Origin of the sequence: Mycobacterium arosiense ATCC BAA-1401 = DSM 45069 (assembly GCF_002086125.1) — a bacterium.
Classification (GTDB): Bacteria; Actinomycetota; Actinomycetes; order Mycobacteriales; family Mycobacteriaceae; genus Mycobacterium; species Mycobacterium arosiense.
The window spans coordinates 1-23,544 of the sequence record NZ_MVHG01000010.1; the positions used below are offsets into that span (position 1 = coordinate 1).

Annotated in this window: 20 protein-coding genes and 1 pseudogene; 16 read left to right on the forward strand and 5 right to left on the reverse strand. The window is 69.0% G+C overall.

Features of this window, described 5'->3' with window-relative positions:
• The first annotated feature begins 99 nt into the window (after positions 1 to 99).
• From BST14_RS06585 to BST14_RS06600, 4 genes are all read left to right on the forward strand, one after another.
• The gene (locus tag BST14_RS06585) at positions 100 to 1,563 is read left to right on the forward strand and encodes a flavin-containing monooxygenase (protein ID WP_083063780.1); all 1,464 of its coding nucleotides are present in this window, start codon (positions 100 to 102) and stop codon (positions 1,561 to 1,563) included.
• Positions 1,564 to 1,709: 146 nt separating this feature from the next.
• On the forward strand, positions 1,710 to 2,621 hold the full coding sequence (locus BST14_RS06590; RefSeq protein WP_438502134.1) for a metal-dependent hydrolase: 912 nt from the start codon (positions 1,710 to 1,712) through the stop codon (positions 2,619 to 2,621).
• Positions 2,621 to 4,378 (forward strand): SDR family oxidoreductase, encoded by a 1,758-nt coding sequence (locus tag BST14_RS06595; protein WP_083063781.1) that lies wholly within the window; start codon positions 2,621 to 2,623, stop codon positions 4,376 to 4,378. Before BST14_RS06590 ends, BST14_RS06595 begins: the two co-directional genes overlap by 1 nt.
• Positions 4,379 to 4,389: 11 nt before the next feature.
• Positions 4,390 to 5,466: a PDR/VanB family oxidoreductase gene (locus BST14_RS06600; protein WP_083063782.1), complete on the forward strand. Its 1,077-nt coding sequence runs from the start codon at positions 4,390 to 4,392 to the stop codon at positions 5,464 to 5,466.
• A gap of 12 nt (positions 5,467 to 5,478) precedes the next feature.
• Here BST14_RS06600 and BST14_RS06605 read toward each other — a convergent pair whose 3' ends face one another.
• Entirely contained in the window at positions 5,479 to 6,129 is a 651-nt protein-coding gene (locus BST14_RS06605) for a TetR/AcrR family transcriptional regulator (protein ID WP_083063783.1), read from the reverse strand.
• A 122-nt stretch (positions 6,130 to 6,251) separates the two neighbouring features.
• On the opposite strand from BST14_RS06605, the gene BST14_RS06610 reads away from it, so the two are divergent.
• Positions 6,252 to 7,271, forward strand: coding sequence for an aromatic ring-hydroxylating dioxygenase subunit alpha (locus BST14_RS06610; protein ID WP_083063784.1), 1,020 nt, complete (start codon positions 6,252 to 6,254; stop codon positions 7,269 to 7,271).
• Entirely contained in the window at positions 7,268 to 8,350 is a 1,083-nt protein-coding gene (locus tag BST14_RS06615) for an NAD(P)H-dependent amine dehydrogenase family protein (protein WP_083063785.1), read from the forward strand. The genes BST14_RS06610 and BST14_RS06615 overlap by 4 nt, the downstream gene beginning before the upstream one ends.
• A gap of 5 nt (positions 8,351 to 8,355) precedes the next feature.
• Here the strand turns inward: BST14_RS06615 and BST14_RS06620 are convergent, their stop codons facing one another.
• A complete protein-coding gene (locus tag BST14_RS06620) occupies positions 8,356 to 9,714 on the reverse strand; it encodes an HNH endonuclease signature motif containing protein (protein WP_083063786.1) in 1,359 nt (452 codons plus the stop codon).
• Positions 9,715 to 9,864: 150 nt separating this feature from the next.
• On the opposite strand from BST14_RS06620, the gene BST14_RS06625 reads away from it, so the two are divergent.
• From BST14_RS06625 to BST14_RS06640, 4 genes are all read left to right on the forward strand, one after another.
• The gene (locus tag BST14_RS06625) at positions 9,865 to 10,425 is read left to right on the forward strand and encodes a hypothetical protein (RefSeq protein ID WP_083063787.1); all 561 of its coding nucleotides are present in this window, start codon (positions 9,865 to 9,867) and stop codon (positions 10,423 to 10,425) included.
• A 36-nt stretch (positions 10,426 to 10,461) separates the two neighbouring features.
• The gene (gene dapB, locus BST14_RS06630; RefSeq protein WP_083063884.1) at positions 10,462 to 11,199 is read left to right on the forward strand and encodes a 4-hydroxy-tetrahydrodipicolinate reductase; all 738 of its coding nucleotides are present in this window, start codon (positions 10,462 to 10,464) and stop codon (positions 11,197 to 11,199) included.
• 48 nt (positions 11,200 to 11,247) lie between these two features.
• Positions 11,248 to 11,703, forward strand: a complete 456-nt coding sequence (locus BST14_RS06635; RefSeq protein WP_083063788.1) for a hypothetical protein — start codon at positions 11,248 to 11,250, stop codon at positions 11,701 to 11,703.
• A gap of 62 nt (positions 11,704 to 11,765) precedes the next feature.
• Positions 11,766 to 12,167 carry a flavodoxin family protein gene (locus tag BST14_RS06640; protein ID WP_083063885.1) on the forward strand — a complete coding sequence of 134 codons (402 nt, stop codon included), beginning with the start codon at positions 11,766 to 11,768 and terminating at the stop codon, positions 12,165 to 12,167.
• Positions 12,168 to 12,174: 7 nt separating this feature from the next.
• Here BST14_RS06640 and BST14_RS06645 read toward each other — a convergent pair whose 3' ends face one another.
• The gene (locus BST14_RS06645; RefSeq protein ID WP_211280666.1) at positions 12,175 to 13,008 is read right to left on the reverse strand and encodes an acyl-CoA thioesterase domain-containing protein; all 834 of its coding nucleotides are present in this window, start codon (positions 13,006 to 13,008) and stop codon (positions 12,175 to 12,177) included.
• Between the two features lie 38 nt (positions 13,009 to 13,046).
• Here BST14_RS06645 and BST14_RS06650 point away from each other — a divergent pair, with 38 nt between their 5' ends.
• Positions 13,047 to 14,579 carry a class I adenylate-forming enzyme family protein gene (locus tag BST14_RS06650; RefSeq protein ID WP_083063789.1) on the forward strand — a complete coding sequence of 511 codons (1,533 nt, stop codon included), beginning with the start codon at positions 13,047 to 13,049 and terminating at the stop codon, positions 14,577 to 14,579.
• Positions 14,576 to 17,821, forward strand: a complete 3,246-nt coding sequence (locus BST14_RS06655; RefSeq protein ID WP_083063790.1) for an acetyl-CoA carboxylase family protein — start codon at positions 14,576 to 14,578, stop codon at positions 17,819 to 17,821. Before BST14_RS06650 ends, BST14_RS06655 begins: the two co-directional genes overlap by 4 nt.
• A 12-nt stretch (positions 17,822 to 17,833) precedes the next feature.
• On the opposite strand, the gene BST14_RS06660 is transcribed toward BST14_RS06655, so the two are convergent.
• Positions 17,834 to 18,157 (reverse strand): PE-PGRS family protein, encoded by a 324-nt coding sequence (locus BST14_RS06660; protein ID WP_083063791.1) that lies wholly within the window; start codon positions 18,155 to 18,157, stop codon positions 17,834 to 17,836.
• A gap of 134 nt (positions 18,158 to 18,291) precedes the next feature.
• Between BST14_RS06660 and BST14_RS06665 the strand changes: the two genes are divergently transcribed.
• The 4 genes and pseudogenes from BST14_RS06665 to BST14_RS06680 all read left to right on the forward strand — a co-directional run bounded on the left by BST14_RS06665 (position 18,292) and on the right by BST14_RS06680 (position 22,679).
• The gene (locus BST14_RS06665) at positions 18,292 to 19,074 is read left to right on the forward strand and encodes an SDR family oxidoreductase (protein WP_083063792.1); all 783 of its coding nucleotides are present in this window, start codon (positions 18,292 to 18,294) and stop codon (positions 19,072 to 19,074) included.
• Positions 19,071 to 20,270: pseudogene (locus BST14_RS06670) on the forward strand (acyl-CoA dehydrogenase family protein). Before BST14_RS06665 ends, BST14_RS06670 begins: the two are co-directional and overlap by 4 nt.
• Positions 20,267 to 21,370 carry an acyl-CoA dehydrogenase family protein gene (locus tag BST14_RS06675; RefSeq protein ID WP_083063793.1) on the forward strand — a complete coding sequence of 368 codons (1,104 nt, stop codon included), beginning with the start codon at positions 20,267 to 20,269 and terminating at the stop codon, positions 21,368 to 21,370. The pseudogene BST14_RS06670 and the gene BST14_RS06675 overlap by 4 nt, the downstream one beginning before the upstream one ends.
• Before the next feature lie 91 nt (positions 21,371 to 21,461).
• A complete protein-coding gene (locus BST14_RS06680) occupies positions 21,462 to 22,679 on the forward strand; it encodes a glycosyltransferase (protein ID WP_083063794.1) in 1,218 nt (405 codons plus the stop codon).
• Here BST14_RS06680 and BST14_RS06685 read toward each other — a convergent pair.
• A complete protein-coding gene (locus tag BST14_RS06685; RefSeq protein WP_083063795.1) occupies positions 22,668 to 23,417 on the reverse strand; it encodes a dienelactone hydrolase family protein in 750 nt (249 codons plus the stop codon). The genes BST14_RS06680 and BST14_RS06685 overlap by 12 nt on opposite strands.
• Between the last annotated feature and the right edge of the window lie 127 nt (positions 23,418 to 23,544).

Here is a 23,544-nt window from a genome sequence, read left to right on the forward strand (position 1 = left end):
GCCGTCGTCTACCGCGGCGCAGCAGTCCTACGCGCCATCACCCTCTGGCTACCCCATTTGTCAGACACGCCCTAGCCCTGCAACCACCGGAGTCTTTCGATGATGCGACGCGATCCGGCCGTAGCCGTCGTCGGAGCGGGCATGTCCGGGCTGTGTGTCGCAATCGCCTTGCTGCGCAACGGTATCAACGATGTGACCGTCTATGAGAAGGCCGAGGAGGTGGGCGGAACCTGGCGGGACAACACCTATCCGGGTCTGGTCTGCGACATCCCCTCGCGCATCTACCAATACAGCTTTGCCAGAAAGCCCGACTGGTCGCACCTGTTTTCGCCCGGTGGCGAAATCCAGGCCTATTTCCGCGACATCGCCGACCGTTACGGATTGCGGGAAAGGATACGGTTCGGCACCGAGATCACCCACGCGCGTTTCGACGACGGCAGGTGGGTTGTGCGCACCGAGGCAGGAGAGGAAACGACGGTCGACTTCTTGATCTCGGCCACCGGCGTGTTGCACCACCCGCGACTGCCCTCGATTCCGGGCTTGGATGAGTTCGGCGGCAACGTTTTTCACTCGGCGCGCTGGGACCACAACGTCGACGTGCGTGGGCGCCGGGTCGCGGTCGTCGGCAACGGGTCGACGGGCGTGCAGCTGGTGAGCGGGCTCGCCGGGGTGGCCGGCCACGTCACGCTGTTCCAGCGCACGGCGCAATGGGTGCTGCGGCTGGCCAATCCGCGCTACAGCGGCTTCACCGGGATCACCCGGCGCAAGATGCCGTGGCTCGACGGGTTGGCGTACCGCATCTACAGCCTGGGCTACGACTACTTCGCGGTCGGACTGACCAAGCCGGGCCTGCGTCGCAAGATCATGGCGGCGCTGTGCCGCGCCAGTCTCTTAGAAATTCGTGATCGGGAGTTGCGGCGAGCCCTGACCCCCGACTACACGCCGGCCTGCAAACGACTGGTGATGTCGAACGGCTTCTACCGGGCAATGCAGCGCGACGACGTCGAGCTGGTGACGGCGAGCATCGACCACGTAGAAGAACGCGGCATCGTCACCGGCGACGGGGTCCGCCATGAGGTGGACATCGTCGTGCTCGCAACCGGATTCGACACCCACGCGTTTTTCCGGCCGATGGAGCTGATCGGCCGCGACGGCATCCGCGCCAACGACGTCTGGCGCGACGGGCCGCGGGCCTACCAGACCGTGGCGCTGTCAGGCTTCCCCAACTTCTTCATGATGCTGGGCCCGCACAGCCCGGTGGGAAACCTGGCGCTGACGACAGTGGCCGAATCGCAGGCCGACCACATCGTGGGCTGGATCGAGCGCTGGCGCCGCCGCGAATTCGACACGGTCGAGCCGACGGCCGCGGCAACCGAGCGATTCAACGCGACGCTGCGCGCCGCGATGCCGGACACCGTGTGGACCACCGGTTGTAGCAGCTGGTACCTCAACAAGGACGGCGTGCCCGAGGCGTGGCCCCTCACGCCGGCCGAACACCGCCGGATGCTGGCGAACCCCGACCTCGGCGAGTACGACCTGCGTCGGCACGCCGCGGCCCACTGAAGACCCGCGCCAAAGAATCCAGTACCGGCGGTTTCGGATATCCGGGTCGCGTACTTATACTTGGGGCGCGTACTTGGGGCGCGCATGCAGGCGCGCGGCGTCCACCGCATGACCGTGATCGAGGGCTAAACGCCAAGGCAGGGGGCATGATGCTGACCGTCGACGACCAGGCAGCGGGTCCGCACGACACCTCGCTGGATCGCGAGCGACTGGTGCTCGAGGCGCGCGATGTGAACTTCGACTGGTCACAGCTGCCGTTCCACTACGTGCCGGGTGAGCCGTTCGCCACCCACGTCCTCAACGTGCTGCATCTGCTGTTGCCGGCCGGCGAAGAGTTCTTCGTCGAGGTGTTCAAGCAGACGCTGCCGCTGATCAAGGACGACCAGTTGCGGCTGGATGTGCAGGGCTTCATCGGCCAGGAGGCCGTGCATTCGCAGGCGCACGCGAACGTGCTCGCCCACTTCGCCGCGCGCGACATCGACGTGACGCCCTACACCGGCCAGATCAAGTGGCTGTTCGACAAGCTGCTGGGGCCCCGGCCCCGCTACAGCGAGCGCCGCCGGCAGAGCTGGCTGCTCGAGCAGGTGTCGCTCGTCTCGGCCATCGAGCACTACACCGCCATTCTGGGGGAGTGGATCCTCGACTCGCCCGCCCACGACGAGATCGGCACCGATCCGGTGATGCTGGACATGCTGCGCTGGCACGGCGCCGAAGAGGTCGAACACAAGGCGGTCGCCTTCGACACGATGAAGCACTTGCAGGCCGGTTATTGGCGGCGAGTGCGCGCCCAACTGGTCGTGACGCCCGCCATGCTGCTGTTGTGGATTCGCGGCGTGCGATTCATGTACTCGCTGGACCCCCAGCTGCCGGCGCGCACCAAGCCGCGGTGGCGGGACTACTTCGCCGCGGCGCGCCGTGGCCTGGTGCCGGGGCCGCTGCGCTTCGTCCGCGCCATCGGCAACTACTACCGGCCCGGCTTCCACCCCTCGCAGCTCGGTGGGCTGGAACGGGCCGTCGACTACCTGGCCGTCTCACCCGCCGCGCGCGCCTCGCACTGATGACCGTCACCTCAGCTGTCACCGCGAGTGACGGCGTCACGCTGGCCGTGCACCGGTACACTGACATCGACCCGGCGCGCCCAACCATCCTGGCAATTCACGGCTTTCCGGACAACCACCATGTCTGGGACGGCGTGGCCCACGAGCTGGCCGGCAAGCCCTACAACGTCGTGGCCTACGACGTGCGCGGGGCTGGCGAATCCACCCGTCCCGCAACGAGATCCGGTTATCTCTTCGCGCAACTGGTCTCCGACATCGGTGCGGTGATCGACAGCCTCGGCGTCGGGCCGGTGCACCTGCTGGCCCATGATTGGGGATCGATCCAAGCATGGGCGGCGGTCACCGACGACTCGGTAAGGGAAAAGGTCGCTTCCTTCACCTCGATCTCGGGGCCGCACCTGAACTATGCCGGCGCGTTCCTGCGCTCGGCGCGCACCCCGCGGGCGGTGGCCCGGGTCGTCCGGCAACTGATCTCGTCGGGCTACATCGGCTTCTTCTTGTGCCCGGGCGTGCCGGAACTGTTGTTTCGCTTCCGGGTCGGGGTGAAAGCCGTTGAGGCCCTTGAGCGCATCGGCCGGTCGAGCACGCGCAGCCGCCACTACGACACCATGCGTTCGATCACCGATTATGTGCACGGGCTCAACCTGTACCGGCAGAACATGCCGGCGCCGATGCTGGCGCCCGGTCGCCAACTCCCCAAGACCTCGGTCGCGGTCCAGACGTTGGTTCCGCGCCGGGACATCTTCGTCACTCCCGCGCTGCAACGGTTCACCGGCGCAATCCCCAACGGCGCCAGGGTGATCGAGATCGAGGGCGGGCACTGGGTGGTGACATCGCGGCCCGACGTCATCGCCCGGCTGACCGCCGAGTGGGTGGACCGCAAAGTTGCCGGCGCGCGCCTCACCGGCGCGGCCGAGGTGCGCGGCGATCGGCGCGAGGTGCGCGGCAAACTGGCCCTGGTCACCGGCGCCGGCGCCGGGATCGGCCGGGCCACGGCGGTGGAGCTGGCCCGCCACGGCGCCCGCAAGGTCGTGCTCGTCGATCGCGACCTGACCGCGGCCAACCAGACCGCCGACGCCGTGCGCGCCGCGTGCGCCGACGCCCCGGTATACCAGGTCGATGTCAGCGACGAGGCCGCCATGAACGACCTTGCGGCGCAGGTGCGCAACGAACACGGCGTGGTCGACATCCTGGCGAACAACGCCGGCATCGGCATGGCGGGCCGGTTCCTCGAGACGAGCTCGGCGAACTGGGAAGACATCATCGGCGTCAACCTCCGCGGCGTCATCTCGGGCAGCCGGGCGTTCGGGACGCAGATGGTCGAGCGTGGCGAGGGCGGAACGATCATCAACGTGGCATCGGCGGCGGCGTACCTGCCGTCGAAATCGATGGTCGCCTACAGCACCACCAAGGCAGCCGTGCTGGCGCTCAGCGAATCGCTGCGGGCCGACTTCGCCGACGAGGGGATCGGGGTCACGGCGGTGTGCCCAGGATTCGTCAACACCAACATCGCCAAGAACACGATCTACGCCGGGATGACCGCTGACCAGCAGGAGCGGGCGAGGGGGAAGGCCGATGCCGCCTACCGGCGTCGCAACTTCACCCCCGAGGCGACCGCCAAGGCGATCGTCAAAGCCATCAAGACCGGTCCGGCCGTGTTGCCGATCGCCGCGGAGTCGAGGATCGGCTATGCGATGCGGCGCATCAGCCCCGGGGCGATTCGGTTGTTCGCGCGCTTGGACATTCGGCAGAAGTGAGGATTGTTGCTGTGCCGGAAAGCATTTGGGCTAGCAGGCCCGCCGACCTGTACGGGCGGCGCGAGCACGACCGCTTCGGGTCGCTGCTGTGGGGCGTGCGGGCGGTGTTCGAAGGGTTCGCCTCGCTGTCCCGGTGGTCGCCGTCGCGGGTGCAGCCGGTGCGGCGCACGCTGACGGCGGTGGTGACCAAGCGCGAAGTCGCCGCGCCGGACGTCGTCGCGCTGACCCTGGCCGACCCCGACGGCGGGTTGCTCCCGTCCTGGACGCCCGGCGGACACATCGACGTTCTGCTGCCCTCGGGCCGGCGCCGGCAGTACTCGTTGTGCGGTCCTGCCGGCCGGCGCACCGATTACCGCATCGCCGTGCGCCGGATCGCCGACGGCGGGGGCGGATCCATCGAGATGCACGAGGCTTTCGACGTCGGCGACACGCTGTCTTTCGAAGGGCCGCGCAATGCGTTCTACCTCGGCACCGCCGAGAGCCAGGTGTTGTTCGTCATCGGCGGTATCGGGGTGACGCCCATCCTGCCGATGATTCAGGTGGTCGCGCATCGCGGAATCGATTGGCGAGCAGTCTATTCCGGACGAAGCCGTGAATACATGCCGCTGCTTGACGAGGTCGTGTCGATGGGGCCGGATCGCGTGACGGTGTGGGCCGACGACGAGCGCGGCCGCTTCGCCACCGTGGCGGAGCTGCTGGCCGGAGCGGGACCGGCGACCGCCGTCTACGTGTGCGGGCCGAGCGCCATGCTGGAGGCGGTTCGCATGGCCCGCAACGAGCATGCCGGTGCGCCACTGCATTACGAACGGTTCAGCCCCGCACCAGTCGTCGACGGGGCGCCGTTCGAATTGGAGCTTGCGCGATCGGGGCAGGTGCTCGCGGTGCCGGCGAATCGGACGGCACTTGACGTCATGCTGGATCGCGATCCGACGACGCCCTACTCGTGCCGGCAGGGGTTCTGCGGGACCTGCAGGGTCAAAGTGCTTGCCGGACAAGTGGATCACCGCGGTCGCGCCGCGGTGGGTGACGACGGCATGCTGGTGTGTATGTCGCGGGCCGACGGCGAGCGAATCGTCATCGACGCCTGACCCGGCGGTGCCTTACGGCCGGGACTGCTCGAGGTAGGCGGCCAGCGCGTTGGTCAGCCCCCGTCGCGCCATGTCGAGGTCGGCGTAGGAACCCAGCTGGCGCTCCGACACCAGGCCGCGCATGGCGCCGGGGATCAGGGCAGCCACCTCGCGGACCCGATCCGGTTCGACGGCGAGACCGGCGAACGCGTGCTGGCAAGTCTGAAGCCAGCTCTTGCCCCAGGAAAACAGCTCGGCGGCCGTGCGCGGGTAGAGCCGCTCGAGCTCGTCGGGATCACGCGGCAGCGCGGCCCGCAGGTTCTCGATCGCACGTGAATCCGGCGATGCCAGGCCGCGGTAAAGGGTCTCGATGATGGCGCCGACACGCTCGCGCAGCGGGGCGTCCGGCGAGATCGGTGTCGACAGGGTGGACAACGTCGCGGCGCGCCGTTCCGCGGTGCGGTGCAGCACCGCGGCCCAGAAGCCGTCGGTGTCGCCGAACTGATACTGCACCGCGCCCCAGGTGGCGCCGATGTCCTTGGCGATGCGGTTGGCCGATACCGAGCCGGGCTCACCGGAGGCCAGCGCGCGCAGCGCCGCCTCGAGCATGCTTTCGCGAGTCGCATGGCCCCGCCGATTCGGGCGCCGGCCCGCGACGCCGGCCGCGCTGCTCTGAGGGGTCATTCGCCGATCTTATCCACTGGCGCCGGGGCGGGCGGCAAGTTTCATAGAGGGTACTTTGATTTAGCGGACCGGCGCGGCTTATCATTCGTACGCGAGGAGGGCAACTGACATGGCAGGGCTCGATGGCTAAGCCACCGTTGTCGATGAAACCGACGGGCTGGTTCCAGGTCGCGTGGTCCGACGAGATCGGCGTCGGCGACGTGCACACAATGAAGTACTTCGACCAGGAGATGGTCGCCTGGCGCGCCGAATCCGGCGAGCTCACGGTGATGAACGCCTACTGCGAGCACCTGGGCGCGCACCTGGGGTATGGCGGCAAGGTCGTCGGCGAGGTGCTGCAGTGCCCGTTCCACGGGTGGCAGTGGAGCGCCGACGGCCGCAACGTCTGCATCCCGTACCAGTCCCGGCCCAACCGCGGCCGCCGCATTCGCACCTATCCGGTGGTGGAGCGCAACGCCTCGGTGTACATCTGGCACGACGTGGACCGCCGCGAACCCTACTTCGACGCACCGGACGTGTTCGCCGCGTTCGGCGACGGCAGCAGCGCGGACGACTACTACCCGCAGCAGCGGCTGTATCGCGAAGCCCTGGAACTGCACCCGCAGTACGTGCTGGAGAACGGGGTGGATTTCGCGCACTTCAAGTTCGTGCACCACACCCCGATCGTGCCGGTGTTCACCCGCCACGACTTCGCCGAGCCGGTGTCCTACGTCGACTTCACCATCACCTTCGAGGGCGACGACGGGCAGAAGATCGAGGACGTCAACAGCGGCGTGCAGGCCATCAACGGCGGGCTGGGCATCGCGGTGACCAAGAGCTGGGGCATGGTCGACAACCGCACCATCTCGGCGATCACGCCGATAGACGAGTTCACCTCGGATGTGCGCTTCATGGTCTACATCGGCCGCACGCCGGACAAGGAAGCCGCAGCGGGCGTGGAAAAGGCTCGAGCCAAGGCGACCGAATTCGGGCGCGAGGTCATCCGCCAGTTCACCCAGGACATCGAGATCTGGCGGCACCAGCGCTATTCGGATCCGCCCGCGCTCGCCGCCGACGAGTACGAGGGCTTCACCGCGATTCGCAGATGGGCCAAGCAGTTCTATCCCGAGGCGTTCGCAACGCAGGAAGGCTCCAGGCAATGAGCAGAGCACCGGTCCGCGTCTTTCAGGTCGGCAGCGGCAACGTCGGCACCGAGATGATCAAGCGGATCACCACCCAGCCCGACATCGAACTCATTGGCGTGCACTGCTATTCGCCGGAGAAGGTCGGCAAGGACACCGGCGAGTTCGCCGGTCTGGCGCCCAACGGGGTGGCCTTTACCGGGACGGTCGAGGAGATCATCGCCGCCAAGCCGGACGTGCTGACGTTCCACGGCGTGTTTCCCGACGAGGACCTCTACGTCAAGGTGCTCGAGGCCGGCATCAACATCGTCACCACCGCCGACTGGATCACCGGCTGGCACCGCGACAACAACCACCCGCACCCCTCGGGCAAGCCGGTGACGCAGCTGTTGGCGGAGGCCGCCCAGAAGGGCGGTGCGACTTTCTACGGCACCGGAATGAACCCCGGGATGAACCAGATCCTGGGCGTGGTGTGCTCGGCCGACGTCGCCGACATCGAGAACGTGACCACCATCGAGTCCGTCGACGTGTCATGCCACCACTCCAAGGACACGTGGATTGAGGTGGGTTACGGCCAGCCGGTCGACGACCCCGAAATCCCCTCGAAGCTCGAGAAGTACACCCGCGTCTTCGCCGACAGCGTGTACATGATGGCCGACTGTTTCGACCTGACCCTCGACGAGGTCACGTTCAGCTACGAGCTGGGCGCGTGCACCAAAGACGTGGACCTGGGCTGGTACACACTGCCCAAGGGTTCGCTGGGTGGTAACTACATCAAGTACCAGGGAATGGTCGACGGCGTGTCGCGGGTCGAGACGCACCTGGAATGGCAGATGACCCCGCACACCGACCCGAGCTGGAACATCAAGGGCTGCTACATCACTCAGATCAAGGGCGATCCCTGCATCTACAACAAGCACATGATCTTCCCCAAGCCCGGTGTCGACCTGTCCAACCCGGACAACTTCGCCTCGATCGGGATGACCGTCACCGGCATGCCCGCGCTGGCCTCGATCAATTCGGTGGTCGCGGCGCCGCCGGGGCTGATCACCAGCGCCGACCTGCCGCTGCGCGGTTTCGCCGGGCGGTTCAAGAAATAGGCCCGTCATGGCGACGCACCGTCTTCCGGGAAGCGTTCCGGATGGTGAAAGTCGTTGATGCGCGTGCCCCGGTCCAGCTGCGGCGGCGGGATCCACTGGGTACGGCCCCGGGGCGTTTTGCTTGTCCGCCAGCCTCTTCCGACCAGCTTGTGATGCGGCGCGCAGGCGAACGTGAGGTTGTTCGCGTCGGTCGCGCCGCCGGCGACCCACTCGTCGCAATGATGCACTTCGCACCAATAGCCGGGTGCGTCGCAGCCCGGGTGAGTGCAGCCGCGGTCGTGCGCGTACAAGACGATGCGCTGATCCGGTGTGGCGATGCGCCGCGACCGGCCGAGATACAGTGGGCGGCGGGAGTGCTCGTCGAAAACGGCGAGGTAATGGTAGGCGTGGCGGGCCATCCGGATCACGTCGCACATCGGTAGCAGAGTTCCGCCGCCGGTCACCGCGCGTCCGGCGGCCGACGTGAGTTCCTGCAGGGTGGTGGACACGATGACGGTCACCGGCAATCCGTTGTGCTGACCGAGTTTTGGATCACCCAGCTGGCCGCGCACCAGGGCGTTGAGTGCGTCGTGCTGGCGCTGCGCGGGACTGCGCACATCGCGCCGGGCGTGCTCGTCGTCGGGTTCACCTGCGACGCAAGGCGTTTCGTCGTCGGGGTTGCACATCCCGGGGGCCGCGAACCGGGACATCCAGGCGTCGAGGTTGGCCCGCAGCTCGGGCGAGGCGATCAGCTTCGCGACGCTCATCCCGTCGGGCCGTTGGCCGCACCAGGTGAAGCCACGCTGGCGCACGCGGTCGGCGTCGGAGAACTTCCCGTCGGGATTGATCCGCAGCGCGCACTGGTGTGCGATCTTCTGCAGTTGATCGGGCCGCAGCCGGATGGCCTGATCGGCCAGGAATCGTTCGGCGCTGTGCACCGTGGCAGCGGGGATGGAGTTCGGGAGATCCCGGACGAACGTTTGGATGACGCGGAGGTGCTGGCCGTCGAGCAGCCCGTCTCGCCACGCCGCGGCGGTGGCCGGCAGCTGCGGCGGCAGCTCCTGGCCGGTAAGGGTCAGGCGCGGCGACAACTCGGTGGCGTCGCGAAGCCGTCGGCACGCCTCGGCATAGCTGATCCGCAGCCAGTCGGCGAGCACTTTGTGCAGCGGGCCGCCGACGGCGGCGGGATCCTCTTTTGCCAACCCCGCGATCACGTCGTGGCTGAGCGCGATCTGTCGCCGGCGCGAGGCTTCCATTCGTTCGAGTACGCGCAGCCGAACGGCGGGGCTCAGCGCGTCGAAGTTCAGGCCGCGGATCGCCGCGTCGGCCGCGTCCTGGGCATCCAGCGCGGCGGACACCTCGGCCGGGACTTCGATCGAATGCATGTTCGAATGTTAGGCGGATCGCGGACCTTAAGCCACCTGCAAAGCGCCGCCTGTGGATGAACCGCGGACTGTGGACAACGCACCCCGGTGAGGCGGGCCTGACGACGGTCCCGCGTTTTGCGTGGCAGTGCTGCGGGGTAGCCACCAACGGTGCGCGCGAGATCTGTAGTTGCGGCCGCCGCGGTCGCCGTGGTCATCGCCGCATGCTCATGTCCCACCGGTTTGGCCGACACCATGCCGGACACTCCGCCGTTCCCGATCGGTCAGGTGGGTGTGCCCGTGCATGCGCGGGCGGCCAGCGGGGCGACGGCTGACATCACTGTCAACAGTGCAACGTGGTTTCCGCCGGGGTGCGCCTCTCATTTCGCGAATCCGACGCCTGACTCCGCATGCAACGTTGTAGAACTGACCATCACCGCGACGTCCCATCGATTCTTCAAGGTCGACCACTCCTACGTATTCGCCGGATACGGCGGCGGTAATCAGCCATGGACCCATCCCGACGATGCGCCCCAGCCCTCGACGCTAGCGGTCGACTACCGAAGGCTCGAGAAGATGCCGCCGCTGCAATCGGGCGGCCTTCACGACGGGCAGACTGCACACGGATTCGTCGGGTTCGTCATGCCGACCGCAGGCGAGGTGTACATCACGATCAACGATCCCGAGCAGCACGCCGCCTACACCGAAGCGGGCTTTATCGTCCACACCTGATCGGCCAGGTAAACGGCCCGGTCTAGGGTGAAGGCCATGCGGGTAGGAGTGCTGGGCGCCAAGGGCAAGGTGGGATCGGCGATGGTGGCCGGTGTGCAGGCCGCCGAGGATCTGAGCTTGTCCGCCGAAGTGGACGCCGGCGATCCGATGAGCCTGCTGACCGAGGGGGACACCGAGGTCGTCATCGACTTCACCCACCCCGACGTGGTGATGGACAACCTGAAGTTCGTCATCGACAACGGGATTCACGCCGTCGTGGGCACCACCGGCTTCACCGCCGAGCGGTTGGGACAGGTGCGGGATTGGCTGGCCGACAGCCCGGGCACGTCGGTGCTGATCGCGCCGAACTTCGCCATCGGGGCCGTGTTGTCGATGCACTTCGCCAAGCAGGCGGCGCGCTTCTTCGATTCGGCGGAGGTGATCGAGCTGCATCACCCGCACAAGGCCGACGCCCCGTCGGGAACCGCGACCCGCACCGCGAAACTGATCGCCGAATCGCGAAAAGGCTTGCCGCCCAACCCCGATGCCACCAGCACCAGCCTGCCCGGTGCGCGCGGCGCCGACGTCGACGGCATCCCGGTGCATTCGGTGCGGCTGGCCGGGCTCATCGCCCACCAGGAGATCCTGTTCGGCACCGAGGGAGAGACGCTGAGCATCCGCCACGACAGCATCGACCGGACCTCGTTCGTGCCGGGTGTGCTGCTGGCGGTGCGGCGGGTCAGGGACCACCCGGGCCTCACGGTGGGTCTCGAGGCCCTGCTCGATTTGCATTGATTCTCGAGTTGCAATGACCCCCGGATCTGCAATGACCCCCGATCTGCAATGACCAAAGCGCTGCGCACCCAATTGCTCGTCGCCTTCATGTGCGTCGCGCTGTTGGTGTACTTCGTGCTGTTGGGGCGGGTGGCCGTCGCGATGATCGGCTCCGGCCGGGCCGCCGCAGTCGGCCTCGGACTGGCGGTGTTGATCCTGCCCGCGATCGGGCTGTGGGCGATGGTCGCCACCCTGCGCGCGGGATTCGCGCACCAGAAGCTGGCCCGGCTGATCGCGGCCGACGGAATGGAACTGGACACCAGCGCGCTGCCGCGCCGGCCGTCGGGCCGCATCCGGCGCGACGCGGCCGACGAACTGTTCGCCGCGGTGCGCTGCGAAGTGCAGGACCATCCCGAGGACTGGCGACGCTGGTATCGGCTGGCCCGCGCCTACGACTACGCCGGGGATCGCCGCCGCGCGCGCGAGGCGATGAGGACCGCGGTCGACCTGCAGGGCCGCCAGTGAACGAAACACCGCGCAAGACGCTGCTGATCGTGCACCACACGCCGTCGCCGCACACCCACGAGATGTTCGAGGCGGTGGTCTCCGGTGCCACCGACCCCGACATCGAGGGCGTGGAGGTGTTGCGCCGCCCGGCGCTGACGGTCTCGCCGGCCGAGATGCTGGCCGCCGACGGTTACCTGCTGGGCACGCCCGCGAACCTGGGCTACATTTCGGGCGCGCTGAAGCACGCGTTCGACTGCGCCTACTATCAGCTGCTCGACTCCACTCGCGGGCGACCGTTCGGGCTCTACCTGCACGGCAACGAGGGCACCGAGGGCGCCGAGCGTGCCGTCGACACCATCACCACCGGGCTGGGCTGGTCCAAAGCCGCTGCGAACGTGGTGGTTTCGGGCAAGCCGAGCAAGGATGAGCTGCAAGCGTGCTGGGAGCTCGGGGCGACGGTCGCCGCGCAGTTGATGGAGTGAGGGTCGCCTAGGCGTGGGTTCCCTTGAACGCGCCGGCGGGCTGGGCCACCGCCAGTGCGGAGCTGGTGCCGAGCGGGCCGTGCTGGTCGAACAGCGTCGCGGCGCCGGTGGCGACCCCGGCCGTACCGTAGTGGCTCTGCGCGGCCAGGCCGACGAATTCGCCGTCGGGCAGCCGGCTCGCGGTGACGGTGTAGTCGGCGTTGATGTAACGCAATCCGCTTGTGCCCCAATGCGTGAGCGAGCTGGTGATGTCCCCGACGAACGCCAGGCGGGTGAACGGCGTCAGGGCGTAGTCGTGCACCATCGGGCGAAACACCCGCGCCCATGCGAACTTCTGGGCATGACACTGCTCCCACTCGCCGGCGGCGATGCCGGGGCTGCCCTCGCGCGTCGCCCCGTATCCCCAGATATGGAACGGCATGTCGGTCGGAAAACCGTCCTGGGAAGCGGGCAGCGGCGGCATCTCGACCGGAAGCGACCACACCTGGCCCTCGGGATGCTCACCGCGGCGCAAGAACAGCGCGCTGGCACGCGCGACGATGGTGTCGCGCTGCATCAAGGCGGCGTCGACCAGCCTGATCCGCCGGCCTTCCCGCTGGACCGAAGTCCGGATCTGCACCGGCAGCAGCAGGGCCGGCCGGATCAGGTCGACGGTCAGACGGGCGGGCTGAAAGTCGGGATCGATGCCCGATTGCTCTATTCCCCAAGCCAACAGCCCGCCGACGATCTGGCCGCCCATCGCCGCCCCCCACGGGCCTTGGGTCATCGCGCCCGGAACAAAGGAGTCGCCGTCTACCGTGAAAAACGCCTCGGGCATGATGGCGGAATCCTCGATCGTCACCGCTATCACGATAGGGCAGCGGGATAGTAAGGACCGGCATGCCTGTAGTCATCGAAATTCCGCGCGGCGCCAACCCGTTCCCGACGACCGGTGTGTCCCGCGGCCCCGACGGCATACCGCGCTACGACGAGCTCCCGGTCACCCTGCTCGACATGCTCGCCGAACACGTCGACGCCCGCCCGGACGCCGAAGCCCTGGTCGAGCTGGGCGGCGGCCGGCTGACGTACCGGCAGCTCTGGGACCGCGCGGCGCGAGTCGCCGGCGGCCTGCGCGCCGGCGGCCTGCGGCGGGGTGACCGCGTCGCGGTGCGTTACCCCGCCGGCATCGACTGGGCCCTGGCGTTCTGGGGCATCGTGATGGCCGGTGGCGTTGCGGTGGCGGTCAATACGCGCTCGGCGGGCCCGGAGGTCGAGTTCGTCCTTTCCGACTCCTGCGCGCGGGTGGACCTGGTGCCCGACGCGCCGCTGCCCGACGGCCGGCCGTACGTCACCGAGCAGCTTGGCCGCGCCGACACGGCCGCGCTGTTCTACACCTCGGGGACCACCGGCCACCCCAAGGGTGTGCCGACCACGCATGAGGCGTTCTTGACCAACACCGAGAACGCGATCCGCTGTCTGCAACAGCCGCGGGACCTTGGCGAGGCGATGCGCACGCTGATCTCGGTGCCGCTGTTTCACGTGACCGGTTGCAACACCCAGCTGCTGGCCGCGGCCCGGCTCGGGGGAGCGTCGGTGATCATGCCCGCGCTCAACCTGGACGCGCTGCTCGCCACGCTGACCGCCGAGCGCATCTCGGTCATGGTCACCGTTCCGGCGGTCTATTCATTGTTGTTGCGCGACAAGGGTTTTGCCGCACTCGACACGTCGGGAGTGCGGTGGGTGGGCTACGGCGGGGCCCCGATAGCCCCGTCGCTCGTGCGGTCGGTGAAGAACGCATTCGGCCACGCCACGGTGTTCAACGGCTACGGGATGACGGAGACGGCATCACTGATGACCGTGCTCCCCGACGCCGAGGCAATCGAGCACGCCGACTCCGTCGGGTACGCGGTGCCGTCGGTGGACCTGGGGGTGATCCCGCTCGGCCACGATCCCGGCGTGGGCGAGCTGGTGGCGCGGGGCGCCAACGTGACCGCCGGCTATTGGAACCGGCCCGAAGCCACCGCCACCACCTTCGCGGACGGCTGGCTGCACACGGGCGACGTGGTGCGCGTCGACGATGCGGGCCGGGTGCACATCGTCGACCGGCTCAAGGACATCATCAACCGCGGCGGCGAAAACGTCTCCAGCGTCGAGGTGGAGGCGGTGCTGCTGGCGGCGCCCCACGTGGCGGACGCTTGCGTGCTAGGGGTTTCCGACGAGGTCATGGGGGAGAAGGTGGGGGCGGTGCTGTTCGGCGGCGGCGAGGAGATCGACGTGCGGGCGGTACTCGACCACTGCCGCGGCCAGCTGGCCGATTTCAAAGTGCCGCAATACGTCACGGTGGTCGACACCGCGCTGCCGCGCAATGCCGGCGGCAAACTGCTCAAGGGCAAGCTCCGCGAGCAGGTGCAGTGGGGCGAGCCGCTGCGATGAGCGTGAGCGTGCTGGTCGCCAATCGCGGCGAGATCGCGCTGCGCATCATCCGCACCGCAACCGAATTGGGCATGCGCACCATCGCGGTCTATGCGCAAGACGATGCCGAGAGCCCGCACGTGCACGCGGCCGACGAGGCGATCGGCCTGCCGGGCACCGGCCCGCGAGCGTATCTGGACTCCTCCGCCATGCTGGCGGCGGCGAAGAGCTCCGGTGCAGAACTGATTCATCCCGGTTACGGATTCTTCAGTGAGAACGCCGAATTCGCCAACGCCTGCGCGGCCGGTGGCTACGCGTTTGTCGGTCCCGACGCCCGGGTGCTCGAGCTGCTCGGCAACAAGACCGCCGCCCGCGGCGCGGCCATCGCCGCCGGGGTGCCGGTGCTGCCCGCGACCGACGGCCCGAGCGGCGTCGAGGACATCAGGGCATTCTTCGCCACTCAAGGCGGTGGCATCATGATCAAGGCCCTCGCCGGCGGCGGAGGCCGCGGGATGCGCACGGTGCACAGCGCCGATCAGATCGACGACGCCTACCGGCGCTGCGCCGCCGAAGCGCAGCTGGGATTCGGCGATCCCGCGCTGTACGCCGAGGCGCTGCTCGCCGACGCCCGCCACATCGAGGTGCAGGTGGTCGCGGCGCCGGGGCGACACCAGACGCACGCACACGCGGTCGGCGACCGCGACTGCAGCATTCAGCGGCGCTATCAGAAGCTGGTCGAAATCGGCCCGGCCCAAGGGCTTTCGGATGACCTGCGCCGGGGCCTGCACCGGGCGGCGGTGCGGTTGTGCGCGCGCGTGGGGCTGCGCGGGCTGGCCACCGTCGAGTTCCTGGTCACCGGCGAAGGCTTCGTGTTTCTGGAGGTCAACCCGCGAATCCAGGTCGAGCACACGGTCACCGAGGAAACCACCGGGCTCGACCTGGTGGCCGTTCAACTTGCCATCGCGCAGGGCGCGTCCTTCTACCAGCTGGGGCTGCCAGCCGGAATCGCCTCCGACGGCCTGGAAGTGATCGGCGAGCCGGCCGCCCGCCACGGCATCGCCCTTCAGCTCAGGGTCAACACGGAGACCTTCGGGCCCGACTTCTCCGTCGTGCCCTCGGCGGGCACGCTCACGGTGTTCTGTCCGCCCAGCGGTCCCGGCGTGCGCGTCGACACCTATGGCCGGGCGGGATTGGCGATAGGCCCCCAATACGACTCGCTGTTGGCCAAGGTCATCGTCTCTGTGCATGGATCGTCCACAGTGCACGGGTCATCGTGGCGGGCCGCGGTGCGCAAGGCCCGCACCGCCCTGGCCGAGTTCAGCATCGAGGGTGTCCACACGAACATCGCCTTCCTGCGCGAGCTGTTGAGCGACGATCGCCTCGAATCCGGTTGGGTGAGCACCGGTTTCCTCGACGAGAAGCTTCCCGAGCTGGCCCACGCCGCACTGTCGCGCCAGCAAGAACCCAGAGCGGCGGCGATCGAGCTTTATCCCGGCGAGGACGTGCTGCGCGCTCAGCTGGCCGGCACCGTGGTCGAAGTGGCGTCCGAGGGTGCCGAGTACGCCGCGGGCAGCCAACTGGTTGTCCTGGAAGCGATGAAGATGCAGCACGTGCTTCCCGCGCCGGACGCGCTGCGGACCGTCCGGATCCTGGTGACACCCGGTCAGGTGGTCGGGACCGGAGATCCGCTGTTGGTCTTCACCCGCACCGCGAACGCCGATGACGGCGAATCTATCTCGGCGGCAATGGATCTCGACCGCCCGCGCGCGGACCTCGATGAGGTTGCGCACCGGCATTCGCTGACCCTCGACGCGGGCCGCGAGGCCGTCGTCGCCGAACGGCACCGGCGGGGCCGCCGCACCGCGCGGGAGAACATCGCCGATCTCATCGATCCCGACAGCTTCGTCGAATACGGTGCACTGACCATCGCGGCCCAGCGCAGCCGCCGCTCGGAAGAAGACCTGATCGTCAACACCCCGGCCGACGGGCTGGTCGCCGGGCTGGCCACCATCGGCGCGGACCGGTTCGGGCGCGCCGCGGCGCAGGCCGTCGTGGTGTCCTACGACTACACCGTGCTGGCCGGCACGCAGGGCATGCGCAATCACGCCAAAACCGACCGCGTGTTCGATCTCGCCGCGCGAAAGCGGTTGCCCGTCGTGCTGTTCGCCGAGGGCGGCGGCGGCCGGCCGGGCGACACCGACGTCGGCGGCGCCGCCGGTCTGGACGTGCCGACCTTCCGGATGCTCGCGGCGTTGAGTGGCAAGGTGCCGCTGGTCTCGATCGTCTCGGGCCGTTGCTTCGCCGGCAATGCGGCGCTGGCCGGGCTCTGCGACGTGATCATCGCGACCCCGGACGCGAATATCGGGATGGGCGGCCCGGCGATGATCGAGGGCGGCGGGCTGGGCGCGTATCCGCCCGAGGCGATCGGGCCGATCGGGGTGCAGCGCCGCAACGGAGTGGTCAGCCTGGTGGCTCGCGACGAATCTCACGCGGTCGCGCTGGCCAAGCAATACCTGTCGTACTTCCAGGGCGCGCTGAGCGACTGGACAGCACCCGATCCGCGGCTGGCCCGGCATGTGGTGCCGCAGAACCGGTTACGCGCGTACGACGTGCACCGCGCGATCGAATCGATCGTCGACGCCGGCTCGGTGCTTGCGCTGCGAACAGATGACGGCGTGGGAATTGTCACCGCCCTGGTTCGGGTCGAGGGAGTGCCCTACGGGTTGATCGCCAACAGCACCCACCACCTCGGTGGCGCAATCGATGCCGAGGCGGCCGACAAGGCCGGCGACTTCCTGGCTCTCTGCGAATCGTTTGGGTTGCCGGTGATCTCGCTGTGCGACACGCCCGGCTTCATGGTGGGGCCGGACGCGGAAAAGGACGCGGCGGTCCGCCGCTTCGGCCGGATGTTCGTCCTGGGCGCCCGGCTGACGGTGCCGCTGGGAATGATCATCCTGCGCAAGGGTTACGGGCTCGGTGCGATGGCGATGGCCGGCGGTTCGTTCCGGGCGCCGCAGTTCACCGTCGCCTGGCCGACCGGCGAAATCGGCGGCATGGGTCTGGAAGGCGCCGTGCGCCTCGGGTTCAGCAAGGAGCTGGCGGCCGCAGCCGATCCCACCGAGCGCCAAGCGCTGTTCGATCGGCTGGTGGCCGCGGCCTACGAGCACGGCAAGGCGCTGCGGGCGGCCACCACGTTCGAGTTGGACGACGTCATAGACCCGGCAACCTCCCGGGCCTGGATCACCAGGCTCCCGGGAGGCTGAGGGGTCAATCGATCAGGCGTGGCCGGAACCGCAGCCGACGCCCGGCAGGCATCCTTGCCCGCCGGGAATGCCGCCCGGGCCCGCGTTCTGCCCGCCCGAGCCGCAGCCGACGCCCGGGACGCAGCCCTGACCGCCCGGACCGCCACCCGGACCGTTGAACTGGCCGCCCGAGCCGCAGTTTCCGTTGGCGTCGCAGCCGCCGCCGCCCGGGTCGTCCTTGAAGGTGACGTGGGTCGGTGCGGGGGAGTTCGATCCGAAGATGTACACGTCAGCAGCCGCCGCGGGCGCGGCGGCGATGGCCGCAGCGACAGCACCGGCAATGACCAGCGGTTTCATCAGTGTCAATTTCGATAGCATGCGGCTGGCATACCACCTCAACACATCTCCAAAACATCGCGAATTAAATTCGACGGCAAACGAAGATTCTGCTGCCACCCGGCGGCGCCCACCGCGACGGAAGGCCCGACCACATGACCTTGCAAGATCTGACCGGCCGCACCGCCATCATCACCGGCGCGTCGCGTGGAATCGGGCTGTCGATCGCCCAGCAGCTGGCCGCCGCGGGGGCCAATGTGGTGCTCACCGCGCGCAAGCAGGGGGCCGCCGACGAGGCCGCCGCCCAGGTCGGGCAGGAGGCCCTCGGCGTCGGCGCGCACGCGGTGGACGAGGACACCGCGCGCCGCTGCGTGGAGCTCACGCTGGAGCGCTTCGGCAGTGTCGACATCCTGATCAACAACGCTGGAACCAACCCGGCCTACGGTCCGCTGATCGACCAGGATCACGCCCGCTTCACCAAGATCTTCGACGTCAACCTGTGGGCCCCGCTGTTGTGGACCTCGCTCGTCGTCAAGTCGTGGATGGGCGAGCACGGTGGGGCGATCGTCAACACCGCCTCCATCGGCGGCCTGCATCAATCGCCGGCGATGGGCATGTACAACGCCACCAAGGCGGCGCTGATCCATGTCACCAAGCAGCTGGCGCTGGAGCTCTCGCCGCGCGTCCGGGTCAACGCCATCGCGCCCGGAGTGGTGCGCACCCGGCTCGCCGAGGCCCTGTGGAAGGACCACGAGGACCCGCTGGCCGCGTCGATCGCGCTCGGGCGCATCGGTGAGCCCATAGACGTGGCCGCCGCGGTCGCCTTCCTGGTGTCCGACGCGGCGAGCTGGATCACCGGCGAGACCATGGTGATCGACGGCGGCCTGCTGCTCGGTGCCGCGCAGGGCTTCCAGTCCGCGCCGGGCGGCGGTCAATGACCCCCGCCGATACGGCAAACCTGGACGCACGGGTTCGGGCACTGCTCGACGAGCACGATCCGGCGGCCAGTGACCCGCGGGAATTCCTTGGCGCGCAATACGATGCGGGCCTGGCCTGGGTGTATCTGCCCGAGGGCTTCGGCGGGCTGGGCCTGCCGCGCACGGCTCAGGAGCGCGTCGACGCCCGGCTGGCCGCCGCCGGTGCGCCGGTGGGCGGCACCCCTAAGAATTACATCGGGATGGGCATGGCCGCGCCGACCATCGCCGCGTTCGGCACCGACGAACAGAAACGAAAGTTCCTGCGCCCCTTGTTCACCGGTGAACAAATCTACTGCCAACTGTTCAGCGAGCCGGGCGCGGGATCGGACCTCGCCGGGGTGTCCACTCGGGCGGTGCGCGACCCGCATAACCCCGAAGACTGGATTGTCAACGGGCAGAAGGTGTGGACGTCGCAGGCGCAGCACGCGCAGATGGCCATCCTGGTGGCCCGCACCGATCCGGACGTGCCCAAACACGCCGGCCTGACCTACTTCCTCTGCGACATGACGCAGCCCGGGGTCGAGATCCGGCCGTTGCGCCAGATCACCGGCGAGGCGGAATTCAACGAGGTGTTCCTCACCGACGTCCGGGTGCCCGACGCGAACCGGCTGGGCCCGGAGGGCGGCGGCTGGCGGGTCGCGACCACCACGCTCAACAACGAACGGGTGGCGATCGGCTCCCGCGCCGGGGCGCCGCGGGAAGGCGGCCACATCGGCAAGGTCACCGCCGCCTGGCGCGACGAGCCCGCCCTACGCAACCCCGCCATGCACGATTAGCTGATGCGGCTGTGGGTCGAGGCGGAGGTCCTTCGGCTCGCGGGCGAACGGCTGCGGCAGCAGGCCGCCACCGGTCAGCCGGGCCCGGAGGGCGCGGGCATGAAGGTGGCGTTCGCCAAGCTGGCGCAGGCGATTTCGGGTTTCGAGATCGAGCTGCATGGCGAATCCGGCCTCTACTACGACGACTGGACCATGCGCAGGCCCGAGACGGTCGACCTGACCGGTCGCGGGCCCGGATACCGCTACCTGCGGGCGCGCGGCAACTCGATCGAGGGCGGCACCTCAGAAATCCTGCGCAACACCATTTCCGAGCGGATCCTGGGCCTGCCGGGTGAACATCGCGTCGACAAGGACGTCGCCTGGAAGGACCTGCCCCGATGAGCGCGCACACCGCCGACCTGCTGTACTCCGACACCGAGGAGGCGTTGCGGACCGGCGTGCGCCAGCTGTTCGCGCAGCGGTGTCCGGCCGAAGAAGTGGTGCGCCTGTATGACGCAGAACCACAAGACTTTTCGAGTGTCTGGCGCACGCTGGCGACCGAACTGGGTGTGGCCGGCCTGCTGGTTCCGGAGTCGCTGGGCGGTGCCGGTGCGAGCGCCCGCGAGGCCGCCGTCGTCATGGAGGAGATCGGCCGGGCCGTCGCGCCGGTGCCGTATTTGTCCAGCGCGGTCCTGGCCACGATCGCGCTGCTGCGGGCCGGTGACACCGAGACGGTGTCGTCGCTGGCGCAGGGTGAGCTGACGGCGGCGCTGGTGGTGCCGCTGTCGAGCGCGCCGGGCGATCCGGTCCCGCTGGTCGGTGGCGACGCCGACGGCCTGAGCGGATCGGTCACCGGCGTGGCGGGCGCCGACGCCGCCGACGTGCTGGTGGTCCCGGTCGCAGCGCCCGGCGGGCTCGAGCTGCACACCGTCGCCCGCGCCGCGGCGGGCCTGCGGGTTTCCCCGCTGCTCGCGCTGGATATGACCAGGCCCCTTGCCACGGTGTCGTTTTCGGACACGCCGTCGTCGCGCGCCGGGGCGGGCGACGAGCCCGTCACCGACGCCATCCGGGCCGGGGCGGCGTTGCTGGCGTCCGAGCAGCTCGGGGTCGCCCAGTGGTGCTTCGAGACCACGCTGGAATACGTCCGGCAACGCCGGCAGTTCGGCCGCACGATCGGCTCCTACCAGGCGATCAAGCACCGGTTGGCGGACCTGTGGTTCGAGATCGGCGCGGCGACCGCCGCGGCCCGCTACGCCGCCGACACCACCGCCCGGGGCGGCGCGGACGCGGACGCCGCGGCCGCCATCGCCCAGGCCTACTGCAGCGACATCGCCGTGCATGCCGCCGAGGAGTGCATCCAGTTGCACGGCGGCATCGGCATGACCTGGGAATATCCCGCACACCTGTACCTCAAGCGAGCCAAGAGCGACCAGTTGGCCTTCGGCACCGCATACCGGCACCGCGCTCGCCTGGCCGAATTGGTGGACCTGCCGGCGTTCTGACGTTCAACCGTCACCCACGGCGCAGGCGCAACCGGACGGCCCGCCGAGGATAGAGTTTTGCGACCACCCGTGCGGAAGTGGGAACGGTGCGATGCGAGTGTTGCTGTCGGCGTACGACTCACGCGGAGGTGTCGAGCCGCTAGCCGCGCTCGCGGTGCAGCTGCGGGCGCTCGGCGTCGACGCGCGGGTGAGCGCCCCGCCGGACACGGAATTCGTCGAACTGCTGGCCCGGGCGGGCGTGCCGTTGCTGCCCTTCGGTGAATCACTGCGGGCGATGAAGACCGGGGCGCTGCCGTCGGAGGCGGACCTCCACCGGCACCTGAATGGGTTGATCGCCGTGCAATTCGACACCGTGGCCGCCGCGGCCGAAGGGTGCGATGCGCTTGTGGTGGCCGGTTTCCCGCCCGCCGCGGCCGCCGCCCGATCGGTGGCCGAAAGACTGGGGATCCACTACGTCTACGTCAGCTACCAACCCACCATTCTGCCGTCGCCGCACCACCCGCCGCCGACCTACAGCAACGGGCCCTTCCCGCCGGGCGTGGTCGACAACCGGGTGCTCTGGCAGCTGGATGGCCGGCACATGCAGGAGCTGTTCGGCGCGACGCTCAACGCGCACCGGGCGTCCATCGGACTGGCGCCGCTGGACAACCTGCGCGACTACGGGCTGACCGCGTCCCCATGGCTGGCCACGGATCCGGTTCTGGACCCCTGGCAACAGCCCAGCGACCTCGACGTGGTCCAAACCGGCGCGTGGCTGCTGCTCGACGAACGGCCCCTGCCGGCCGAGGTGGTGGCCTTCCTGGACGCGGGTGCGCCGCCGGTCTATGTGGGCTTCGGCAGCATGCCCATGCGCGCCTCACACGATGTCGCCCGGGTCGCCATCGAGGCGGTCCGCGCGCAGGGCCACCGCGTCCTGGTGTCCCGCGGCTGGGCCGAGCTGGGCCCGATCGACGGCGGGGACGATTGCCGTGCCGTCGGCGAGGTCAACCACCAGGCGCTGTTCGCGCGGGTCGCCGCCGTCGTGCACCACGGCGGGGCGGGAACCACCACGACGGCCGCGCGGGCCGGCGCGCCGCAGGTGGTGGTGCCGCAGGGGGCCGATCAGTCCTACTGGGCTCACCGGGTGCGCGACCTGGCCATCGGCGCCGCCCACGACGGTCCGGTTCCGACCATCGAGTCGCTGTCGACCGCGCTCAAGACGGTGCTGACCGACCGGACCCGCGCGCGGGCGCGCTCCGTGGCGGCGACGATCCGCACGAACGGGGCCGCCGTGGCCGCGACCGTGCTGCGGGCGGCGCTAACGGGGTAGCGCCGCGGCGAACACCGCCGTCATCGCGTCCCAATGCCGCTGGGCCGCGGCGGCGTCATAGGGCGCGTTGTCCGGGACCGCGAATCCGTGGCCGGCCGAATACCACTCGATGGTGTGCTCGACGCCGGCCGCCGTCAGCGCCTTATCGAGCCGCTCGGCGTGATCGGCGGTGAACGACGCGTCGTCCTGGGCGCCACCCACGTAGACGGTGGCGGTCATCCGGTCGGCGAGCAGGTGTGGGCTGTCCTCGGTGTCGGTCACCAGGCCGCCGCCGTGGAACGACGCCGCCGCCGCCACCCGCTCGGGCACGCGGCCGGCCACCACCAGCGACGTCCGGCCGCCCATGCAGTAGCCGCACACCCCGAACCGCTCGCCGAGCACCTCGGGGCGGGCGGACAGATAGTCGAAGAACGCGCTCGCGTCGGCGGTCGCCCGGTCCGGGGTGACGCTGCCGATCATCGAGAACAGGCGCCCCCGTTCCTCCTTGTCGCTGAAGACCGTCGCCATGTCGAACGGTGCCCAGTCCGCGGTGCGGTAGTAGACATCCGGCAGAAGCACGGCGTAACCGAACCCGGCCAGCTTGGCGGCCATCTGCTGGAACGTGTCGCGCACGCCGCCCGCGTCGGGATACATGACCACCCCGGGCCAGGGCACTTGCGATTCGGGGCCGTCGGGGGTGAACAGGTGCACCGTGCAGGTGCCATCGGGTGTGGTGACGACGTCGATGATGTTCGGCATGGCACCCGTTCTACTCCGCGTTGCGAAACCGAAAACATCCGCGTCGACCCGCCGCGCCCGGCTTCGCCGCGCTCGCGATCGCCGCGAAAACATCCGCGTCGACCCGCCGCGCCCGGCTTCGCCGCGC

Excerpts from the sequence above, each read along its gene's own strand:
- BST14_RS06585 (WP_083063780.1), top strand. The coding sequence starts at position 100 with ATGATGCGACGCGATCCGGCCGTAGCCGTCGTCGGAGCGGGCATGTCC.
- BST14_RS06590 (WP_438502134.1), top strand. The coding sequence starts at position 1,710 with ATGATGCTGACCGTCGACGACCAGGCAGCGGGTCCGCACGACACCTCG.
- BST14_RS06595 (WP_083063781.1), top strand. The coding sequence starts at position 2,621 with ATGACCGTCACCTCAGCTGTCACCGCGAGTGACGGCGTCACGCTGGCC.
- BST14_RS06605 (WP_083063783.1), bottom strand. The coding sequence starts at position 6,129 with ATGACCCCTCAGAGCAGCGCGGCCGGCGTCGCGGGCCGGCGCCCGAAT.
- BST14_RS06610 (WP_083063784.1), top strand. The coding sequence starts at position 6,252 with ATGGCTAAGCCACCGTTGTCGATGAAACCGACGGGCTGGTTCCAGGTC.
- BST14_RS06615 (WP_083063785.1), top strand. The coding sequence starts at position 7,268 with ATGAGCAGAGCACCGGTCCGCGTCTTTCAGGTCGGCAGCGGCAACGTC.
- BST14_RS06620 (WP_083063786.1), bottom strand. The coding sequence starts at position 9,714 with ATGCATTCGATCGAAGTCCCGGCCGAGGTGTCCGCCGCGCTGGATGCC.
- dapB (WP_083063884.1), top strand. The coding sequence starts at position 10,462 with ATGCGGGTAGGAGTGCTGGGCGCCAAGGGCAAGGTGGGATCGGCGATG.
- BST14_RS06635 (WP_083063788.1), top strand. The coding sequence starts at position 11,248 with ATGACCAAAGCGCTGCGCACCCAATTGCTCGTCGCCTTCATGTGCGTC.
- BST14_RS06640 (WP_083063885.1), top strand. The coding sequence starts at position 11,766 with ATGTTCGAGGCGGTGGTCTCCGGTGCCACCGACCCCGACATCGAGGGC.
- BST14_RS06650 (WP_083063789.1), top strand. The coding sequence starts at position 13,047 with ATGCCTGTAGTCATCGAAATTCCGCGCGGCGCCAACCCGTTCCCGACG.
- BST14_RS06655 (WP_083063790.1), top strand. The coding sequence starts at position 14,576 with ATGAGCGTGAGCGTGCTGGTCGCCAATCGCGGCGAGATCGCGCTGCGC.
- BST14_RS06660 (WP_083063791.1), bottom strand. The coding sequence starts at position 18,157 with ATGAAACCGCTGGTCATTGCCGGTGCTGTCGCTGCGGCCATCGCCGCC.
- BST14_RS06665 (WP_083063792.1), top strand. The coding sequence starts at position 18,292 with ATGACCTTGCAAGATCTGACCGGCCGCACCGCCATCATCACCGGCGCG.
- BST14_RS06675 (WP_083063793.1), top strand. The coding sequence starts at position 20,267 with ATGAGCGCGCACACCGCCGACCTGCTGTACTCCGACACCGAGGAGGCG.
- BST14_RS06680 (WP_083063794.1), top strand. The coding sequence starts at position 21,462 with ATGCGAGTGTTGCTGTCGGCGTACGACTCACGCGGAGGTGTCGAGCCG.
- BST14_RS06685 (WP_083063795.1), bottom strand. The coding sequence starts at position 23,417 with ATGCCGAACATCATCGACGTCGTCACCACACCCGATGGCACCTGCACG.